The organism is Mucilaginibacter sp. CSA2-8R, assembly GCF_038806765.1.
In the GTDB taxonomy this organism is placed as follows: domain Bacteria; phylum Bacteroidota; class Bacteroidia; order Sphingobacteriales; family Sphingobacteriaceae; genus Mucilaginibacter.
Window position 1 is genome coordinate 4086989 of sequence record NZ_CP152389.1, and the last position, 17010, is coordinate 4103998.

The 17010-nt window shown below is 44.1% G+C and carries 14 protein-coding genes; 10 read left to right on the top strand and 4 right to left on the bottom strand.

Features of this window, described 5'->3' with window-relative positions; translation table 11 throughout:
* The first annotated feature begins 23 nt into the window (after positions 1-23).
* The 4 genes from mazG (at position 24) to AAGR14_RS17425 (ending at position 3410) form a co-directional block, all read left to right on the top strand.
* Positions 24-827 carry a nucleoside triphosphate pyrophosphohydrolase gene (mazG, locus tag AAGR14_RS17410; protein ID WP_342645515.1) on the top strand — a complete coding sequence of 268 codons (804 nt, stop codon included), beginning with the start codon at positions 24-26 and terminating at the stop codon, positions 825-827.
* A gap of 70 nt (positions 828-897) precedes the next feature.
* Positions 898-1338, top strand: a complete 441-nt coding sequence (locus tag AAGR14_RS17415; RefSeq protein WP_342645516.1) for a hypothetical protein — start codon at positions 898-900, stop codon at positions 1336-1338.
* Positions 1339-1375: 37 nt separating this feature from the next.
* Entirely contained in the window at positions 1376-1930 is a 555-nt protein-coding gene (locus tag AAGR14_RS17420; protein ID WP_342645517.1) for an RNA polymerase sigma factor, read from the top strand.
* Positions 1923-3410, top strand: coding sequence for an outer membrane beta-barrel protein (locus AAGR14_RS17425; protein WP_342645518.1), 1488 nt, complete (start codon positions 1923-1925; stop codon positions 3408-3410). Before AAGR14_RS17420 ends, AAGR14_RS17425 begins: the two co-directional genes overlap by 8 nt.
* Before the next feature lie 5 nt (positions 3411-3415).
* Here the strand turns inward: AAGR14_RS17425 and AAGR14_RS17430 are convergent, their stop codons facing one another.
* Positions 3416-4636, bottom strand: a complete 1221-nt coding sequence (locus AAGR14_RS17430; RefSeq protein WP_342645519.1) for an FtsX-like permease family protein — start codon at positions 4634-4636, stop codon at positions 3416-3418.
* Positions 4637-4738: 102 nt separating this feature from the next.
* On the opposite strand from AAGR14_RS17430, the gene AAGR14_RS17435 reads away from it, so the two are divergent.
* From AAGR14_RS17435 to AAGR14_RS17445, 3 genes are all read left to right on the top strand, one after another.
* Complete coding sequence (locus tag AAGR14_RS17435; RefSeq protein ID WP_342645520.1) at positions 4739-5980, top strand: DUF1343 domain-containing protein; 1242 nt, start codon at positions 4739-4741, stop codon at positions 5978-5980.
* A 109-nt stretch (positions 5981-6089) separates the two neighbouring features.
* On the top strand, positions 6090-7007 hold the full coding sequence (gene fmt, locus AAGR14_RS17440; protein ID WP_342645521.1) for a methionyl-tRNA formyltransferase: 918 nt from the start codon (positions 6090-6092) through the stop codon (positions 7005-7007).
* Between the two features lie 47 nt (positions 7008-7054).
* The gene (locus tag AAGR14_RS17445; protein WP_342645522.1) at positions 7055-7240 is read left to right on the top strand and encodes a hypothetical protein; all 186 of its coding nucleotides are present in this window, start codon (positions 7055-7057) and stop codon (positions 7238-7240) included.
* A gap of 71 nt (positions 7241-7311) precedes the next feature.
* Here AAGR14_RS17445 and AAGR14_RS17450 read toward each other — a convergent pair whose 3' ends face one another.
* From AAGR14_RS17450 to AAGR14_RS17460, 3 genes are all read right to left on the bottom strand, one after another.
* The gene (locus AAGR14_RS17450) at positions 7312-10506 is read right to left on the bottom strand and encodes a multidrug efflux RND transporter permease subunit (RefSeq protein ID WP_342645523.1); all 3195 of its coding nucleotides are present in this window, start codon (positions 10504-10506) and stop codon (positions 7312-7314) included.
* A 106-nt stretch (positions 10507-10612) separates the two neighbouring features.
* On the bottom strand, positions 10613-11803 hold the full coding sequence (locus AAGR14_RS17455) for an efflux RND transporter periplasmic adaptor subunit (protein ID WP_342645524.1): 1191 nt from the start codon (positions 11801-11803) through the stop codon (positions 10613-10615).
* Positions 11804-11816: 13 nt separating this feature from the next.
* Positions 11817-13307, bottom strand: coding sequence for a TolC family protein (locus AAGR14_RS17460; protein WP_342645525.1), 1491 nt, complete (start codon positions 13305-13307; stop codon positions 11817-11819).
* 372 nt (positions 13308-13679) lie between these two features.
* Between AAGR14_RS17460 and AAGR14_RS17465 the strand changes: the two genes are divergently transcribed.
* Genes AAGR14_RS17465 through AAGR14_RS17475 form a run of 3 tightly spaced genes read left to right on the top strand, consistent with a single transcriptional unit; the run spans position 13680 to position 16980 of the window.
* Positions 13680-14885, top strand: a complete 1206-nt coding sequence (locus AAGR14_RS17465; protein ID WP_342645526.1) for a pyridoxal phosphate-dependent aminotransferase family protein — start codon at positions 13680-13682, stop codon at positions 14883-14885.
* Positions 14882-16000, top strand: coding sequence for a hypothetical protein (locus tag AAGR14_RS17470; RefSeq protein WP_342645527.1), 1119 nt, complete (start codon positions 14882-14884; stop codon positions 15998-16000). The genes AAGR14_RS17465 and AAGR14_RS17470 overlap by 4 nt, the downstream gene beginning before the upstream one ends.
* Positions 15997-16980: an NAD-dependent epimerase/dehydratase family protein gene (locus tag AAGR14_RS17475; RefSeq protein WP_342645528.1), complete on the top strand. Its 984-nt coding sequence runs from the start codon at positions 15997-15999 to the stop codon at positions 16978-16980. The genes AAGR14_RS17470 and AAGR14_RS17475 overlap by 4 nt, the downstream gene beginning before the upstream one ends.
* Positions 16981-17010 lie beyond the last annotated feature (30 nt).

The window sequence follows — 17010 nt, forward strand, 5'->3', positions numbered from 1 at the left end:
TTACTTTTATAAAAAATACTGCTATGCCTTTAACTCCTCCAGATACCGCCGGCAATCCCGAATCAGGCTTCACCCGACTGTTAACCATACTAAATGATTTGCGGGAGAATTGCCCCTGGGATAAAAAGCAAACCTTTGAGAGTTTACGCCATTTAACTATTGAGGAAACTTACGAGCTATCGGACGCTATTTTGAGTAATGATACCAACGAGATTAAAAAAGAACTAGGCGACCTGATGATGCACTTGGTATTTTATGCCCGCATCGCATCAGAAACCGATACTTTTAACATTACTGATGTATTAAACAGTGTTTGCGATAAACTGATTAACCGCCACCCGCATATTTATGCTGATGTTGATGTAGCCAACGAAGAGGATGTAAAACGCAACTGGGAGCAAATCAAACTTAAAGAAGGCAACAAATCGGTTTTAGGGGGGGTACCTGCTTCATTGCCAGCCTTGGTAAAAGCAGCCCGCATACAAGAAAAAGCCCGGGGTATAGGATTTGACTGGGAAAATAAAAGTCAGGTTTGGGAAAAAGTGGAGGAAGAAATTCAGGAGTTCAGGCAGGAATATAACACTGAGGATGATACGGTGATAGATCAGGACCGCGCCGAAGGCGAGTTTGGCGACCTATTGTTTTCGCTCATTAATTATGCCCGCTTTGTAAACATCAATCCCGAAAACGCACTTGAAAAAACCAATCGCAAGTTCATCAAGCGCTTTCAATATCTCGAAAGCCAGGCGGCAGCCAACGGCAAAAAACTGCAGGACATGACCCTGGCCGAAATGGACGTTTACTGGAACGAGGCAAAAAAATTATAGTTTTTGCGGGGGCCTGTTACACCCCCCTGCTTTTTTGCGTAAAGGCGTTGTATACTATTAACAACGTTTTATGAAAAAGCAAGTACTTGGCCTGTTAACCGTTTTGGCAGCGGCTGCAGCAGGCTGTATGAAAACCAATAATGATGATGTGACGCCTGTGCTACAGCCGCAGGGGAAATTTTCGGGTACGTATCAGCGCATACACTTTGCGCCGGCTACCAAAAAGTATGATACCGTTAAACTCAATTTTCAGTTAGAGCTGGTTAATAACACGTTTAAGGTAACCGGCGACACCTCCAGACATGCAGGAAGCTATGGCACCTTTGGTTACAACGCTGCCCAAATACAGTGGCTCGACGTTACTGTACCGCAAGGTGCTAACAGCCTGAATCTTCCTAAATACCATTTGTACGGTAATTATAATTACGCTTATGATGGCACTGCTTTTAAATTTGAAGCCTATAACGATACCTTAAAGTACTATTATGATTTAAAAAAAGTCGCTAATTAAGTAGCACCTTAACTAAGCAGATAACTTTTAGTACTAAATGCTCGAAACTACCAGCAGCGCTGAATATGACTTAATTCAGCGCTGTCAGCAAGGCTCATTAAAATATCAGGAACAGTTGTATAAGCAGTTCTATGGCTATGCTATGGGTATTGGGCTACGTTATTGCGATAACCGCGATGATGCCCTGGAGGTAGTTAACGATGCTTTTATAAAGGTATTTAACACCATTAATACTTTTAACCTTGATAAATCTTTTAAAGCTTGGCTACGCCGGATAATTATTAACACGGCTATAGACAGGCGGCGAAAAGATTTAAAATATCAGTTGCATACCGATATGGAGCATGCCAGCCACATTGGGCACAACCATACGGCTATACAGCAACTTAACGCCAAAGACATTTTAAAGCTGATGGACGGCCTGCCTGCACTGCAAAGGGCCATATTTAACTTGTATGAGATTGACGGATATAACCACGACGAAATTGCAGCAATGCTGAACATACCTGCCAGTTCATCGCGGGTTTACTTAAGCAGGGCCAAAGAGAAATTACGCAAAGCATTAACCCACATAGCGCAAGGCCATGAGTGAAAAGTTTGACGACGAATTAAGCAAACATATAAACCACGTATTTGACCAATACGAGGATACCGCTCCTGCCCAGGAGGGCTGGCTGTTGCTGCGTCAAAAGTTTCCGCCTCAGAAAAAACGCAGGGTCATCCCGTTATGGTGGAGTGTGGCGGCGGCTTTACTTATTGCTGCCCTGTTCGGCCTTTGGTTTTACAACATACCGAAAGAATCAAAGTCAACCATCGCGAAAACAAAAACCAAAAAACAACCTGCGGACACGCTTATTAAAAGCAATCAGCATCACACTACAGAACAATTGCATCCGGCAACTAAAAAACAATCTGCCGGTGACCCAATATATGCTGCCGTTGGTAGCAGGAAAGCTAATAAAGGGAGCTCTTTAAACGTGCCGGAGCAAAACAGTGCTTATACGTTAACATTAACGACTACAAATTCGGCTAAAGCAACTAAGAATGCCGAAAATCAATTATCCATCGCATCAACTCGTGCTCAAAATGCAGGTGCGCCACATATAGTTAGTGGTGATACTCAGCAGGAAGCTCTTAGTGGTGCACCAGAAAGAACGGCTATGGCTTCTGCAGTTACCAACAATTCAACAGCCTGGAAAGCTGACAGTGCCCAATATGCCAGCGTCTCCCAGATGGCACAACAACGCCCGCAACAGTCTTTAGAAAAAAATGCAAACTTGCATAGCGATTCGGCAACTATCCATAAAAGCTCGGGGCTGGAAAGACTGTTAGCTGCCGAACAACGGATGGAGCAGGCTAAGAAAACAAAAAAAACTACGGCAGCCATCGACAAAAAAATTTTATTTAACATTTACGCTGCCACTTATTTTAACTACGCTGAGGGCAGTAAGAGCCAATTTAATACCGGTGCAGGTGTGAGTACGGATATCCGGCTGTCCGGAAACTTTAAATTATCAACCGGCGTAGCCATTAATAAAAATACGTTGGATTATAATGGTCAGCCTACCCAATCAGGTATTGCCAGGGATGCCTTGAGTGCAGCACCGAGTGTGTCTGATGTGCAAGCAACAAGCTACAGCAATACAACATTGGGGATAGTACCTTTGCGGGTTGCTACTACGCCGGTAGTGAGCGCCTATAACGTAAGCCTGACCGGTTTAGACATTCCATTAAATATCAAATACGAACTTAACCCGCGTAAAAACGACAGCTATATTTCGGCAGGCTTAAGCTCAGGCACATTTATTACCGAGAGTTATACTTACCGTTATGATAATACGCCGAATGCCTTTGGCTTATCCAGCAATCTGGCCGATGCAACCACCCGGCGCAGCTTTAACCGCTTCGACTTTGCACGCACGCTCAACCTGTCGGTAGGTATGGGCTATCAAATCAGTAAACAGAACCGCCTAATTATAGAGCCATTCCTCAAATACCCGTTAAGCGGCTTAGGCTCAGAGCAGATAAAATTTGGTGCCGGCGGATTAAACCTCCGCTTTAAGTTTCAATAAGTATACTATTTAAACCGGATAGCCTTAACCGGCGATATTTTGCTGACCAGCATAGAAGGTATTAATAGCACGAACAAGCATATTACCAATGTACCCAGGTTAAGCAGCAACACATCCATCGGGTGCAGCTCAATAGGCACAAACTTCATATAGTAAGACGCTTCGTCCAGCTTAAAGAAATGAGTAGATTGCTGAAACCAGCTCAGCCCCACTCCTAACAGATTACCCAACAACAAACCTACACCAATCAGGTAGGTTGCATTGTATAAAAATATAGACTGTATGCCCCAGTTGGTGGCGCCCAAAGCCTTAAACATACCTATCATTGCCGTACGCTCCAGTATCATAATCAGTAAAGCCGATATCATGTTGATGACAGCTACAATGGTCATTAATATGAGCATCACCTGGGTATTCACGTCGAGCAGCTTTAACCATTCAAAAATAGTAGGGTAAATTTCGTCGACGGTATAAAGGCGCAGGTAGGTGGGTAAAATGTTATTTAGATCGATGCCTGCTTGTTTCAGCTTGTCAAAATCATTGGTTTGTACTTCATAACCGCCAGCTTCGCGATGCGTCCAGTTGTTTAATCTTTGGATGATGGCCAGGTTACCAATCACAAAAGTTTTATCCACATCCTCTACCCCAACATTGTAAATACCAACAATATTAAACTTACGCGTACGCATAGGCTCCTGTACAAAATACATCAAAAAGCTGTCGCCCACTTTAAGCTTCAATCGCAAGGCGGTGTAATTAGAAATCATGATTTGCTTTTGTGCAGCGGCCGAGTCGGCAAAGTCAATAAAATTGCCAGCGAGTAAGGTGTTTTTAAATATACCCCAATCGTAAGTTTTGTCTACTCCCTTAAGCACCACACCTTCAATTTCACCATTGGCTTTGATAATGCCCGGCTTGGTGGCGTAGGGCATAATCTCTTTAATTAAGGGCAGTGCCTTGGCCTTGGCCACAAACGCACTATCTACCATAAACGGAGAGTTTTCGTACGAGTAATTGTTATCCAGCTTGGTGATCTGTATATCGCCGGCAAAGCCTCGTACCTTTCCCTGTATTTCACGTTTAAATCCCTTTACAATAGCCAGCGACAAAATCATAACGCCCAGGCCGAGCGTAATGCCTAAGATAGCAATACGCACAATCAATTTTGAAAATGTGCGCTTGCTTTGAAAAGTAAGCCGCGAAGCAACAAAGGATGAAAAATTCAAGGCAGACAGTTTTTTTGTACTTTCGCAAATATGCAGATTTCGTGCCGAATGTGTACATTTCGTTTAGCACGCATTTTTGCAAACCTGTAACCCATTTATCCCATGAAAAAAACAGTCACTGTTGCCGCGTTATTGCTTTTGAACATGGCGCTGGCCTGTGGTACCCCCCCGTCTGCTGGCAAGCTAACAGCAATTTACAAAAAGCATAGTCTAACCAAGCAGCAGCCAAGCAACGGTATCATCCCCGCCGCCGATCAAACCCAGCTTTACTTAGGCTACCTTAAAGGTAAAAAGATAGGCATGGTGGTTAATCCAACATCCATCATCGGAAACCGGAAAACTACCGTAGTAGACAGTTTGGTTAAGCGTGGCATCAAAATCAAAAAAATATTTGGGCCCGAACATGGCTTTAGAGGTAATGCCAGCGACGGAGCTGATGTAAAAAGCACGGTAGATAAAAAAACAGGCATCCAGGTAGTGTCTTTATACGGCGCCAAAAACAAACCGACGCCCGAGGATTTGAAAGGATTAGATTTGCTGATTTTTGATATACAGGATGTTGGCACACGCTTTTATACCTATATATCTACCCTGCACTACATTATGGAAGCCTGTGCCGAAAACAAGGTAGAACTAATGGTGCTCGACCGCCCTAACCCTAATGGTTATTTCGTGGACGGTCCGGTTTTAGATACCGCCTTTCGCTCATTTGTTGGCATGCACCCCATCCCTGTAGTACACGGCATGACCATTGCCGAATATGCACAAATGATTAATGGCGAGGGATGGCTGAAAAACAAAGTAAAATGCAAGCTCAAAATTATTAAAGTAGCTAATTACAACCATAGTCTGCCTTATACCTTGCCTATTAACCCGTCGCCTAATTTAAATACGCAGCAATCCATCTTGCTTTACCCGGGTATATGCTTTTTTGAAGGCACTACATTAAGTTTGGGCCGCGGTACTACGTTTCCGTTCCAGGTGGCCGGGCATCCATTGCTTAAAGGCATTTACAGTTTTTCTTTTACTCCGGTAAGTATGCCCGGCATCAGCGATAATCCGCCTCAAAAAAATGTGGAATGCTTTGGCATTGACCTGCGTAATTACGACACTCAATTACTACGCAAAAGCGGCAAGCTTAACCTGTCATGGTTAATGGATGTTTACCAGAAGTTTCCGCAGAAAGATAAGTTTTTTAACGCTTATTTTACCAAACTTGCCGGTACCGACCAACTGCGTAAACAGATTGAAACCGGCATGACGGAAGCTGCCATCAGAAATAGCTGGGAACCGGCATTAAGCCAGTTTAAGCAAACACGTAAAAAGTACCTACTGTATAATTAATGCATCTGTAATATCTGTAGTGGTAGTGCAAACAATAAATAGCTACGCCCCTTTTTTATAACAGTAAAAAAAATCAATACATCAACTAAAATATTATATCTCTGCAACTATGAAAATTGTTTTTATGGGTACGCCCGAGTTTGCGGTAGCTTCGCTGGAAGCCCTCATTGAAGCGGGTAGCCAGATTGTAGGCGTAGTTACCGCACCCGACAAACCGGCAGGGCGTGGCCAAAAGCTCAGCGAATCGGCCGTTAAAAAGTTTGCTGTTGATAACGGCCTTAAAGTTTTACAACCGGCAAAGCTAAAAGACCCTGATTTTTTAGCCGACCTAAAAGCTCTGAATGCCGACCTGCAGGTGGTAGTCGCTTTCCGGATGCTGCCCGAAGCAGTTTGGAATATGCCGCCTAAAGGCACTATCAATCTGCACGCCTCGTTACTGCCGCAGTACCGTGGTGCGGCCCCTATTAACTGGGCCATTATTAACGGTGAGCCCGAAAGCGGCGTAACTACATTTTTTCTGAAACAGGAGATTGATACCGGCGATATTCTGTTTGTTGAAAAGATAACCATTGCCGATGATGTAACTGCCGGCGAGTACCATGACCGACTGATGCACAAAGGTGCCGGCTTGCTGGTGAAAACCGTAAAAGCAATTGAGAGTGGCCGCTACACCGAACAGCCGCAGGAACAACTGGCCGAGGGGCAAGAGTTGAAGCATGCGCCCAAGATTTTTAAAGAAGATTGCCGCATAGACTGGGCCCAGCCTGTGGGCAAAATATATAACCTGATCCGCGGTTTGAGCCCTTACCCGGCTGCCTTCACCGAATTGAATGGCAAAACCATCAAAATTTACGGAGCAAATAAAGAAACAACTGCACCACAACATACCTCCGGGCAATACGAAACCGACAATAAAACATATTTAAAATTTGCCTGCAACAACGGTTACATTTACCTTACCGATGTACAGTTAGAGGGCAAAAAAAGGATGGGTATTGAAGAATTTTTACGGGGGCAAAAGCTTTAAATACGAATACAGTTTCTGTTACTTGGCTTCACGGTAGTCAAATCATCATGAAAAATATAATCGCCACCTTCTTCACTGCTTTTATTGTTTCCGGAACGACAGGAGCATCAATTCTTTTGCTGATGGCGTTTCCTGTAAAGCAAGCCATATTCACCGGGGTATTTTCGGGCTTGGTTACGGGTTTGGTACTGGCACTCATGGTACGGCGAAATCAAAAAGCTTTAAAATTATAGGTAGCTCCGCTTATTTACATAAAACCCAAGAGCCCGTTCTGTAGAAGAACGGGCTCTTGGGTTTTATGAGTCTATGCTTCAGGCAATGCTTTGCCGTGGTCGCCTTCTTTGTCTTTGCGGTTACGCTGTAACTCTTCGAGCTTTTCTTTGCCGTAGGCAAACTTGGTGATGATGTAATATAAAACCGGCACCACAAATATAGCCATCGAAGTTGCGGCCAACATACCGCCAAACACTGTCCAGCCAATGGTTTTACGAGCCTCGGCACCCGCGCCGGAGGCTATCATCAGCGGTACAACACCCAGTATAAAGGCCAGTGACGTCATGATAATTGGTCGTAAACGCAGCCTTACCGCTTCGAGTACAGCGTCTTCTAAGTCGTGCCCGGCGTCTACCCGCTCTTTGGCAAACTCCACAATCAAAATGGCGTTCTTAGCCGATAAACCGATGAGGGTAATTAAACCGATTTGTGCATACACGTTATTGGTAAGCTTGGGCAATAATGTCAGGAATAGTATCGCACCAAAGGCACCCAGAGGCACCGCTAACAACACCGAAAATGGCACCGACCAGCTCTCGTATAATGCTGCCAAAAACAGGAATACGAAGCAGATAGATAAAGCAAAGATGTATACTGTTTTAGAGCCTGATAGTAACTCCTCGCGTGATAGGCCCGAAAATTCGTAACCATAACCTTCGGGCAGATATTGAGCAGCAGTTTCTTGCAATGCTTTGATGGCATCACCACTACTGTAACCCGGCGCCGGGCTACCATTAATCTCGGCAGAACGGAATAGGTTGTAGTGCGATATAAGCGGTGCATTCTCAATTATTTTGTAAGAGGTTACCGTGCTTAGTGGCAGCATGTTGCCCGATGAGTTGCGTACAAAATACTGTCCAAGGTTTTGAATGCTGGTCCGGTAACCTGTATCTGCCTGTGCTACCACCCTAAAGTTACGGCCGTAAATAGTGAAATCGTTGATGTAGGCACTACCTAGGTATGTTTGGATGGCATTGTTGATATCCGAAATCTGTACGCCCAGGCGTTTAGCCTTTTCGCGGTCTACCGTTAATTGGTAAGCTGGTGTACGGGCTGTAAAAAACGAGAACGAGCGGGCAATCTCTTTGCGCTGCCCCAAGGCACCGATGAATCCCTGTAGTGTCTTTTCAAAATTTTTGATATCTCCTCCCGCCTGTTTTTCTTCCAGGATGAACGAGAAACCTGCAGTGTTACCCAAACCCGGAATAGCCGGCGGCTGAATTACTACTACACTGGCCTCTTTATATTTAGCAAGCTTTTGCTGTAAAGTTGCCACAATACCTGTAGCATCCTCGCCATCGCCTTTACGTTCATCCCATGGCTTTAACTGCACAAATATGGTAGCACTGTTTGATTTACTGGCAAAGTTTACCGCATTTAAACCACCCAGGGCAGCATAGTGGCCGATGCCTGGAATGCTGTCTAACGTACCCATCATACGCTTAAGCATATCTACGGTACGTTGTGTTGACGAGCCTTCAGGCAAATCATAAGTAACATAAATACGGCCCTCATCCTCTATAGGCAAAAAGCCTGAGGGCTTGCCTTTAAACAGGAACACGGTACCAATAATTATGCACACCAGGAAGACGATAATCCACCTCGATCCCTTGATGCTTTTATCTACCCCCTTCTCGTACTTACCGGTAACCCGGCCAAACCAGTTATTGAATTTGAAGAAAAACCTGTCCAGCCATCCTTTAGAGTTTTCGTCAATTTTATGAGGTTTTAATAATAAAATACAAAGTGCCGGGGTAAGCGATAGTGCCACAAAAGCAGATATCAGTACTGATATGGCTATGGTGATTGCAAACTGTTGGTACAATCGGCCTACGATGCCGGGCACAAAGCCTACCGGCACAAATACTGCCGCCAGAATTAAGGCAATGGCAATAACCGGTGCTGATATATCGCGCATCGCATGTTCAGTAGCCTCCCGTGGCGAAAGTCCCTCTTCGTCCATGTAATGCTGTACGGCTTCCACCACTACGATGGCATCATCCACCACAATACCAATAGCCAATACAAAACCAAATAAAGTAAGCGTATTAATGGTAAAGCCCAGCGGTATAAAGAAGATAAATGTACCGATGATGGATACCGGAATAGCCAGTACCGGAATTAAGGTTGACCGCCAGCTTTGCAGAAATAGGAATACTACAATAACTACCAGCCCCAGAGCTTCTAACAAGGTATGTATAACTTCTTCTACCGAAACCTTTACTACAGTAATTGATTCAAAGGGCACTACATAGCTAATATCAGCCGGGAATGTTTTTTTAAGCTGATCCATAGTTGCATACACGCCCTCGGCTGTCTCAAGCGAGTTACTGTTGGGTGCCTGGTAAACCAGCAGGTAAGATGCCCGCTTGCCATCCACAAAGGAGTTACCGGTATAGTTAAATTTACCTAACTGTACACGGGCAACATCTTTTAAATGCACCAGTGAACCGGTAGCAGGCTGGGTACGCACAATAATATTTTCAAACTCTTCGGGCTTCACCAAACGGCCTTTGGTAAGCACCGTATATTCAAAAGTTTGCCCGTTTAACTGCGGAGGTGCACCTACCGTACCGGCAGCTACCTGTACGTTTTGCTCCTGCAAGGCAGCGGTAACCTCTGCCGCAGTTATACCGTATGAAGCTAGTTTATCTGGCTTCAGCCATATACGCATACTAAAATCGTCGGCCCGGGTAAACACGTCCCCCACCCCTTTGGTACGCAACAAGGCATCACGTACGAATACGTTGGTATAGTTATCTACAAAAGTTACATCGTGTGTGCCTTTGGGCGAGTACATGGCTACCAGCATTAATATACTGGGGTTACGCTTACGTACCGTTAAACCTAAACGCTGCACCTCTTGCGGCAAAGTAGGCTGGGCAATACTTACCCGGTTCTGCACATCAAGCGCGGCGATATTGATATCGGTACCCACCTCAAAGTTTACGGTCATGTTCATTTGCCCGTTGCTGGTACTGTTACTTTGCAGGTAGGTCATGCCCGGCGTACCGTTTACCTGCACCTCAACAGGGGTTGCTACGGTTTGCTCTACCGTTAAGGCGTCCGCACCGGTGTATGTACCGGTTACCTGTACGGTAGGAGGCGTAATATCCGGGTACTGACCTATAGGCAGGCTGGTTATAGCCAATATACCGACTATCACAATTACTACCGAAATAACAATGGCGGTAACCGGTCGTTTTATAAATACATCTGCGATCATTCTGTTATTAATTTACCTGCTCGTATCTGCACGTTGCCAAACAGATATAACAGTTAACTTTTCTAAGTTATTTAGTGTAGCAGACCATACTGGTCTGTATTATGTATTATTGCTTTGGCTTTTCGCCTTGCTTGCCAGAGGCAGCGCCGCTACCCTGTGCACCGCCACCACCGGCAGAGCCTTGTGCTCCTTGCGCAGGCGGCATGCCTAAGGTAATTTTACCACCATCACGCAAGCGTTGGAAGCCCTCAGTAATTACTTTTTGCCCTTCTTTCAATCCGGAGGTTACAATGATATTGTCCTGCACACGCGGACCGGTGGTAATCTTTTGCTGCTTAGCAATGGTATCTTGCGCCAAAAACACAAAGTACTCGCCCATTTGCTCAATTACCGCTTTGTAAGGTATCTGTATTTTATTTCCCGACTCATTGTTTAACACATTTAATACAGCGCTCATTCCATCGCGTAAACTATCTTGCGGGTTTGCAAATTTCACTCTTACTTTTACCGAACCGGTTAAGTTATTTACGCCGCGGTCAATAGCGTAAATGGTACCTGCCTGGTTGTACATTTTACCGTCACTTAATTGAAGCTTGAAGGTAGAATCAGTGGTATGACGCTGTAAACGGTAAAAACGATCAATATCCTGCTCGTTAACCACAAAATCGGCCCCGATTGGACGCTCGCTTGATATTGTGTTTAAAATAGTTGTGCCGGGAGACACCTGCGCACCCAACCTTACTTGCGAAATACCTATACGCCCCGTAAACGGTGCCCTGATTTGCGAGTATGATAAGTTAGTACGCGCAGTAGCAACACCCGCCCTGGCCACCTGTACTTGCGCCTTATTGGTGGCTAAGGTAGCCACGGCCTGATCATATGTTTGACGGGCAACGGCATCCTGCTTTAACAAAAAAGTATAGCGGTCGGCATCCTTTTGCGCTTTAACCAAATTGGCTTCGGCACTGGCCAGGTTAGCAAGCGCCTGTTGATAAGCCGCTTCATAAGTACGACGGTCAATTTCATAAAGCAGTTTGCCTTTGGTTACCGTTTCGCCCTCTTTAAAAAATATGCCGGTGATAAAACCTGTTACCTGCGACCGTAATTCTACACTATTCAAGGCAACCACCGTGGCCTGATATTTATCGTAGTAACTGGAATTTATGATTTTAGCCTCAGTTACATTTACCGGGGTTGCAGGCGGCGCCGCCGCAGCCGCGTTTTTATCTTTACTTTTGCACCCCGCCCATAGCAATAAAGCCAAAGAGAGGATTGATAAGGTATATCTGTTTTTCATATTGATGTTTCTGTTATTGTACCGGTAATGTACCCAGTGCCTTTTGAAGATCTATTTTGCTGGATAACAACTGGAATAAAGCGTTATAGTAATTGAGCTGCGCTGTGCGCAAATCGGTTTGCGCTACAATTAAATCCAGGTAAGTTTTCACACCTTCACGATACTGCAAACTCACCACATTATATACATCTTGCGCCAAAACAACGTTTTCGCCGATGAAACGGTAATTACTATAATAGCTTTTGTAATTAGCCAATGCCTGAACATATTCGGTATTGATACTATTACGGGTATTTTCGATATCCAGGTCAACACGTTTTACCTGCAGCCTTGCCTTACTTAAATTTTGCAGACGACGCGTTCCCTGAAAAATAGGGAGGTTGAGGCTCAAACCCACCAAGGCAGTAGGGAAAGCATCACGGTACACATTAGAAAACTTATCGTTAAAATAAAGCAGGTTATATGAGCCAATGGCCGAAAGCGATGGCAAAAAGCCATAACGATAATAACTTACGTTAACTTCCTGCAGGTTACGTTGTGTTTGCAACAAGCTGTACTCAATACGATTATTAAAGTTGAGTATTTGGTTGGTATCTATGGCAATTTCGCGCTGCAACCGTGTTGAGTCGTACACCACATTAAGCGGTCGCTGAGGCAGGTAACCCATTTGCTGCTTTAAATAGGCAATCCTGCTGTTAACAGCCTCTTGTAACTGTTTGCGCGATGCCAGTGAGTTGTTTAAAGCAATGGTAGCCTGCCGGGCGTCAATCTTGTCGGTCACTCCTGCCTGGTAACGTGCTGTAGCATCCTTCAGGTTACGGCGCAGACGGGATATATCCTCGTTGGTAATGTCGAGCTGCCTTTGCGAAAGCAGTACATCGAAAAATGCTTTGCTAACATTTGAAACCACATCAATTTTAACGCTCTGCGTGTTTTCTTTATAGTAACGTCTCGAAAATTTAGAAGCTTTAGATGCTTGCAAGACCTCATTGTTGTAAATCACCTGGCTGGCCTGCACGCCTAACGACGACACATTATTAGCTAATGCCAATGCTCCGCCGCCTGTTGTTGAGCCAACACCGCCCGTACTTGTACCTGTGCCGGTTCCACCGGTACCTGTACCAGTACCGCCAGTACCTGTGCCCGTACCACCAGTGCCAGTCCCTGTACCCGTGCCGCCAGTTCCGGTCCCCACGCCTGTACCAGCACCCGCGTTACCCGTTCCTGTAGTACCCGAAACAATACTAGCGCGCTCCAAATAATGCTGGAAGCTGCTGGATGAAGTAATTTGAGGAAGCCATGATGACAAGCTGATACGGATATCTCGCTCGTTAATGTTCTCGTCGATGTTGGCCTGCCTAACCGCGGGTTGGTTACGCAAGGCAAAATCGATACATTGCTGCAATGTTAGCGTACCCAGCGTGTCGCGCACGGATTGGGCTGATGCTGTAGCAGGCAATATAAAAAGTAGAAGTAGGGTAAATTGCCAAATATTTTTTTTCATAGAGCAGCACACTTGTGCCATCATGAGAACCATAATCACAAGTATTGGTTTGTAGTGTTGTTAATTTATACCGGCACAATATTGCGCTTTTTACAACTAAAGCATTTAAATACATAGAATTTTTACAATAGAAACGCAATTGGTTGAGCGAGTGTAAAAATTCTGAAGTTTTCTAAAACATTTTAGTGAGAGGCAATCGTGATTTACAAAATTTTTAATTACTTTGCCTGATAGATAACATAAGCTTAATCTCTATATTCACTAATTATTTAATATTGGGTTAAACTACTCTTTTAAAAAATTTACAAATCAAGTATAAGTTTTAAGCTTTCTGATTGGTATTTTTACAAAAAATTTAAGCAGGGTTAATACATGCGCAAAAGACTACACGAGAAGATAGCTCAGTTTACCGGTGCTAAGGAAGCCAGGAGCAAAGGTGTATATCCATTTTTCAGGCCTATTGAGTCAGGGCAGGATACTGAGGTAATCATTAGCGGCCAGCGTGTGCTGATGTTTGGTTCTAATTCATATTTAGGGTTAACTAATCACCCTAAAATTAAAGAAGCATCAAAAAAAGCTACAGATAAATACGGAACGGGATGTGCGGGATCGAGATTTTTAAATGGAACACTGGATATTCACATTGAGCTGGAAAATCGTTTGGCTCAATATGTTGATAAAGAAGCAGCAGTACTTTTCAGTACAGGTTTTCAGGTTAACTTAGGTGTGCTTTCATGCATTACCGGCCGCAACGATTACCTGATTTTAGACGAGTACGACCACGCTTCTATTATTGACGGTAGTCGCCTGTCTTTTTCACGTGTAATTAAGTACGCTCATAATGACATGCAGGACCTGCAGCGCAAGCTTAGCTTACTGCCAGAAGAGTCTGTTAAGGTAATTGCTGTTGACGGCATTTTTAGCATGGAAGGTGATATTGTTAAATTACCGGAAGTAGCTGCCATAGCCGAGCAATACGGTGCAAATATTATGGTTGATGATGCGCACAGCTTAGGTGTTATTGGCAAACATGGCGCCGGTACTGCATCACACTTTAATATGAATGATGATGTAGATTTAATTATGGGTACCTTCAGTAAATCATTTGCTTCGTTAGGTGGCTTTATTGCTGCTGATGCCGAAACTATTGATTACCTGAAACACCGTGCCCGCTCCTTAATGTTTAGTGCCAGTATGCCGCCGGCGTCAGTAGCCAGCGTTATTGCCGCTTTGGACATCATCGAGTCTGAACCGGAGCGTATTGCCAAACTTTGGGACAATACCCATTATGCGATGAAATTGCTTACCGACGAAGGTTTTGATTTAGGCCCAACCGAAAGCCCGATTCTGCCTATTTACGTACGCGATAACGATAAAACTTTTATGGTTACCAAACTGCTGCAGGATAACGGCGTGTTTGTAAACCCGGTAGTATCTCCGGCTGTACCATCTGATTCTTCTTTACTACGTTTTTCATTAATGGCTACTCACTCTTTCGCCCAGATTGACGAAGCTGTTGACAAGATATCCCGTGTGTTTAAAGAAGTGGGCGTAACCACCGTTAAAGAAAGAATATGATTAATATAGTTGCGGTAAGTTCTAAAAAAGAACTTGCCGCCTTTATAGATTTTCCGCATGATTTGTATGCCAATGATTCAAATTATGTTCCGGAACTCTTTATCGCTCAGCGCGATCTGCTCACCACCCACCCTTTCCACAAGCACTCCTCATTGCAGTGCTTCCTGGCTTACGAAAATCAAAAACTCGTAGGCAGAATTGCAGCCATTTTTAACACCAATCATAACAAATTTAATAATGCCAGCGATGGCTTTTTTGGTTTTTTTGATTGTATAAACAACCAGGAAGTTGCCAATGAGCTTTTTGAAACTGCCATAAAATGGTTGAAGGAAAAAGGCGCCAACAAACTGGTGGGTCCGGCCAATCCATCTACCAACGAAACCTGCGGATTGCTGGTTAAAGGCTTTGACAGCCCGCCTATGGTAATGATGCCATATAACCCGGCTTATTACATGGATTTGTTTGAAGGCGCCGGTTTACACAAACAGGTAGATATGATTGCCTGGAGCTGGAAGGGGCAAAACTACAACGATAAATCGCTGCAGATGCTTGACAGGTTAAAAGAACGCCTGGAACGCAACAGCAAAATCGTAATCCGTAAAATCAACCTTAAAAAATTTAAAGAAGAAGCCAATAAACTGCGCGAGGTATACAATCATGCCTGGGACAAAAACATGGGCTTTTTCCCGATGACTAATGAAGAATTTGATTACACGGCTAAAGACCTGAAATTGATCTTAGATCCTGATTTTGCTTATGTGGCGGAACAGGATGGTAAAATTGTGGGCTTTGGGGTAGCCATCCCAGATCTTAACCAAATTTTGCGTACCATTAAAAGGGGCAGGTTACTGCCAACAGGCATCTTTAAACTGCTACTGAACAAGAAAAAGATACAAGGTATACGTATTATGCTTTTAGGCGTAGTTGAGGGCTATCGCAAAATGGGCATCGAAGCTTGTTTGTATGGTACCATTATTAAAGAATACCGCCGTAAAGATTTAAAATATGCAGAAGCGTCGTGGACGCTTGAACACAACGATATGGTAAACCGTGCTATCGAAGCTATTGGCGGCGACCCTTACAAAAAATACCGCATCTACGAAAAAGCTATATGAGCGAAAGGGTATTAATTACCGGTGCAAGTGGCTTTGTAGGTTATCATTTAATTGAAGCGGCTTTAAAAAACGGACTTGAGGTATTTGCTGCTGTACGTAAAAGCAGTAAAACCGATCATCTAAAAAATCTTAATATACAATACGCTTACAGCAACTTTAACAGTATTGAAGCGCTGAAAGCAGAAATTGAACAAAACCAGTACGATTATATTATACACGCTGCAGGTGTAACTAAAGCCAACTCGGCCGCAGATTACGATGCTATTAATACTGATTATACCGTAAACCTGGCGAAAGCCGCGGTAGCATCGGGCCGTATCAAAAAGTTTGTTTTTGTAAGCAGCCTGGCGGCCATAGGCCCTTTAACCACGGTTGATGGCATCTTAAACGAAGATAATCCGCAGTTACCGGTTACAGCCTATGGGCATAGCAAAAAACGGGCGGAAGAAGAACTTAAAAAAATCACTTCGCTTAATTACGTCATCCTGCGCCCTACTGCGGTATACGGTCCGCGTGATAAAGACATACTGATTGTACTGAAACAGTTTGCAGGCCGGTTTGAGCCGTATATTGGTAAGATTGATCAATACCTCAGCTTTATTTATGTTAAAGATCTGGCACAGGCTTGTATACTGGCATTAACCAAGGGACATCAAACTGCTTATCTTATTTCGGACGGTAAAAGGTATGACCGTTACGAACTTGCCAACATCACTAAACGCTTATTAAACGTCAGTACACTTAAAATACACTTGCCTGTAGGGCTGGTTAGAGTAATTGCGGGCTTGGCCGAGAGCGTAAGTCGGATTACTAAAAAACCTTCGGCGTTAAACGTCGAAAAATTAAACGAATTGACCGCTGTTAACTGGATATGCAGTATAGACAAAGCGCAGCGCGAATTGGGATTTGAACCCCAATATGATTTAAGCCGTGGCCTTGAAGAAACCCTGAAGTGGTACAAAGAACATAAGTGGCTATAAAATTTATCCCTTATCTCATCCGGTAAGGGA

Excerpts from the sequence above, each read along its gene's own strand:
- mazG (WP_342645515.1), top strand. The coding sequence starts at position 24 with ATGCCTTTAACTCCTCCAGATACCGCCGGCAATCCCGAATCAGGCTTC.
- AAGR14_RS17465 (WP_342645526.1), top strand. The coding sequence starts at position 13,680 with ATGCGCAAAAGACTACACGAGAAGATAGCTCAGTTTACCGGTGCTAAG.
- fmt (WP_342645521.1), top strand. The coding sequence starts at position 6,090 with ATGAAAATTGTTTTTATGGGTACGCCCGAGTTTGCGGTAGCTTCGCTG.
- AAGR14_RS17435 (WP_342645520.1), top strand. The coding sequence starts at position 4,739 with ATGAAAAAAACAGTCACTGTTGCCGCGTTATTGCTTTTGAACATGGCG.
- AAGR14_RS17450 (WP_342645523.1), bottom strand. The coding sequence starts at position 10,506 with ATGATCGCAGATGTATTTATAAAACGACCGGTTACCGCCATTGTTATT.
- AAGR14_RS17475 (WP_342645528.1), top strand. The coding sequence starts at position 15,997 with ATGAGCGAAAGGGTATTAATTACCGGTGCAAGTGGCTTTGTAGGTTAT.
- AAGR14_RS17455 (WP_342645524.1), bottom strand. The coding sequence starts at position 11,803 with ATGAAAAACAGATATACCTTATCAATCCTCTCTTTGGCTTTATTGCTA.
- AAGR14_RS17470 (WP_342645527.1), top strand. The coding sequence starts at position 14,882 with ATGATTAATATAGTTGCGGTAAGTTCTAAAAAAGAACTTGCCGCCTTT.
- AAGR14_RS17460 (WP_342645525.1), bottom strand. The coding sequence starts at position 13,307 with ATGAAAAAAAATATTTGGCAATTTACCCTACTTCTACTTTTTATATTG.
- AAGR14_RS17415 (WP_342645516.1), top strand. The coding sequence starts at position 898 with ATGAAAAAGCAAGTACTTGGCCTGTTAACCGTTTTGGCAGCGGCTGCA.
- AAGR14_RS17425 (WP_342645518.1), top strand. The coding sequence starts at position 1,923 with ATGAGTGAAAAGTTTGACGACGAATTAAGCAAACATATAAACCACGTA.
- AAGR14_RS17420 (WP_342645517.1), top strand. The coding sequence starts at position 1,376 with ATGCTCGAAACTACCAGCAGCGCTGAATATGACTTAATTCAGCGCTGT.
- AAGR14_RS17445 (WP_342645522.1), top strand. The coding sequence starts at position 7,055 with ATGAAAAATATAATCGCCACCTTCTTCACTGCTTTTATTGTTTCCGGA.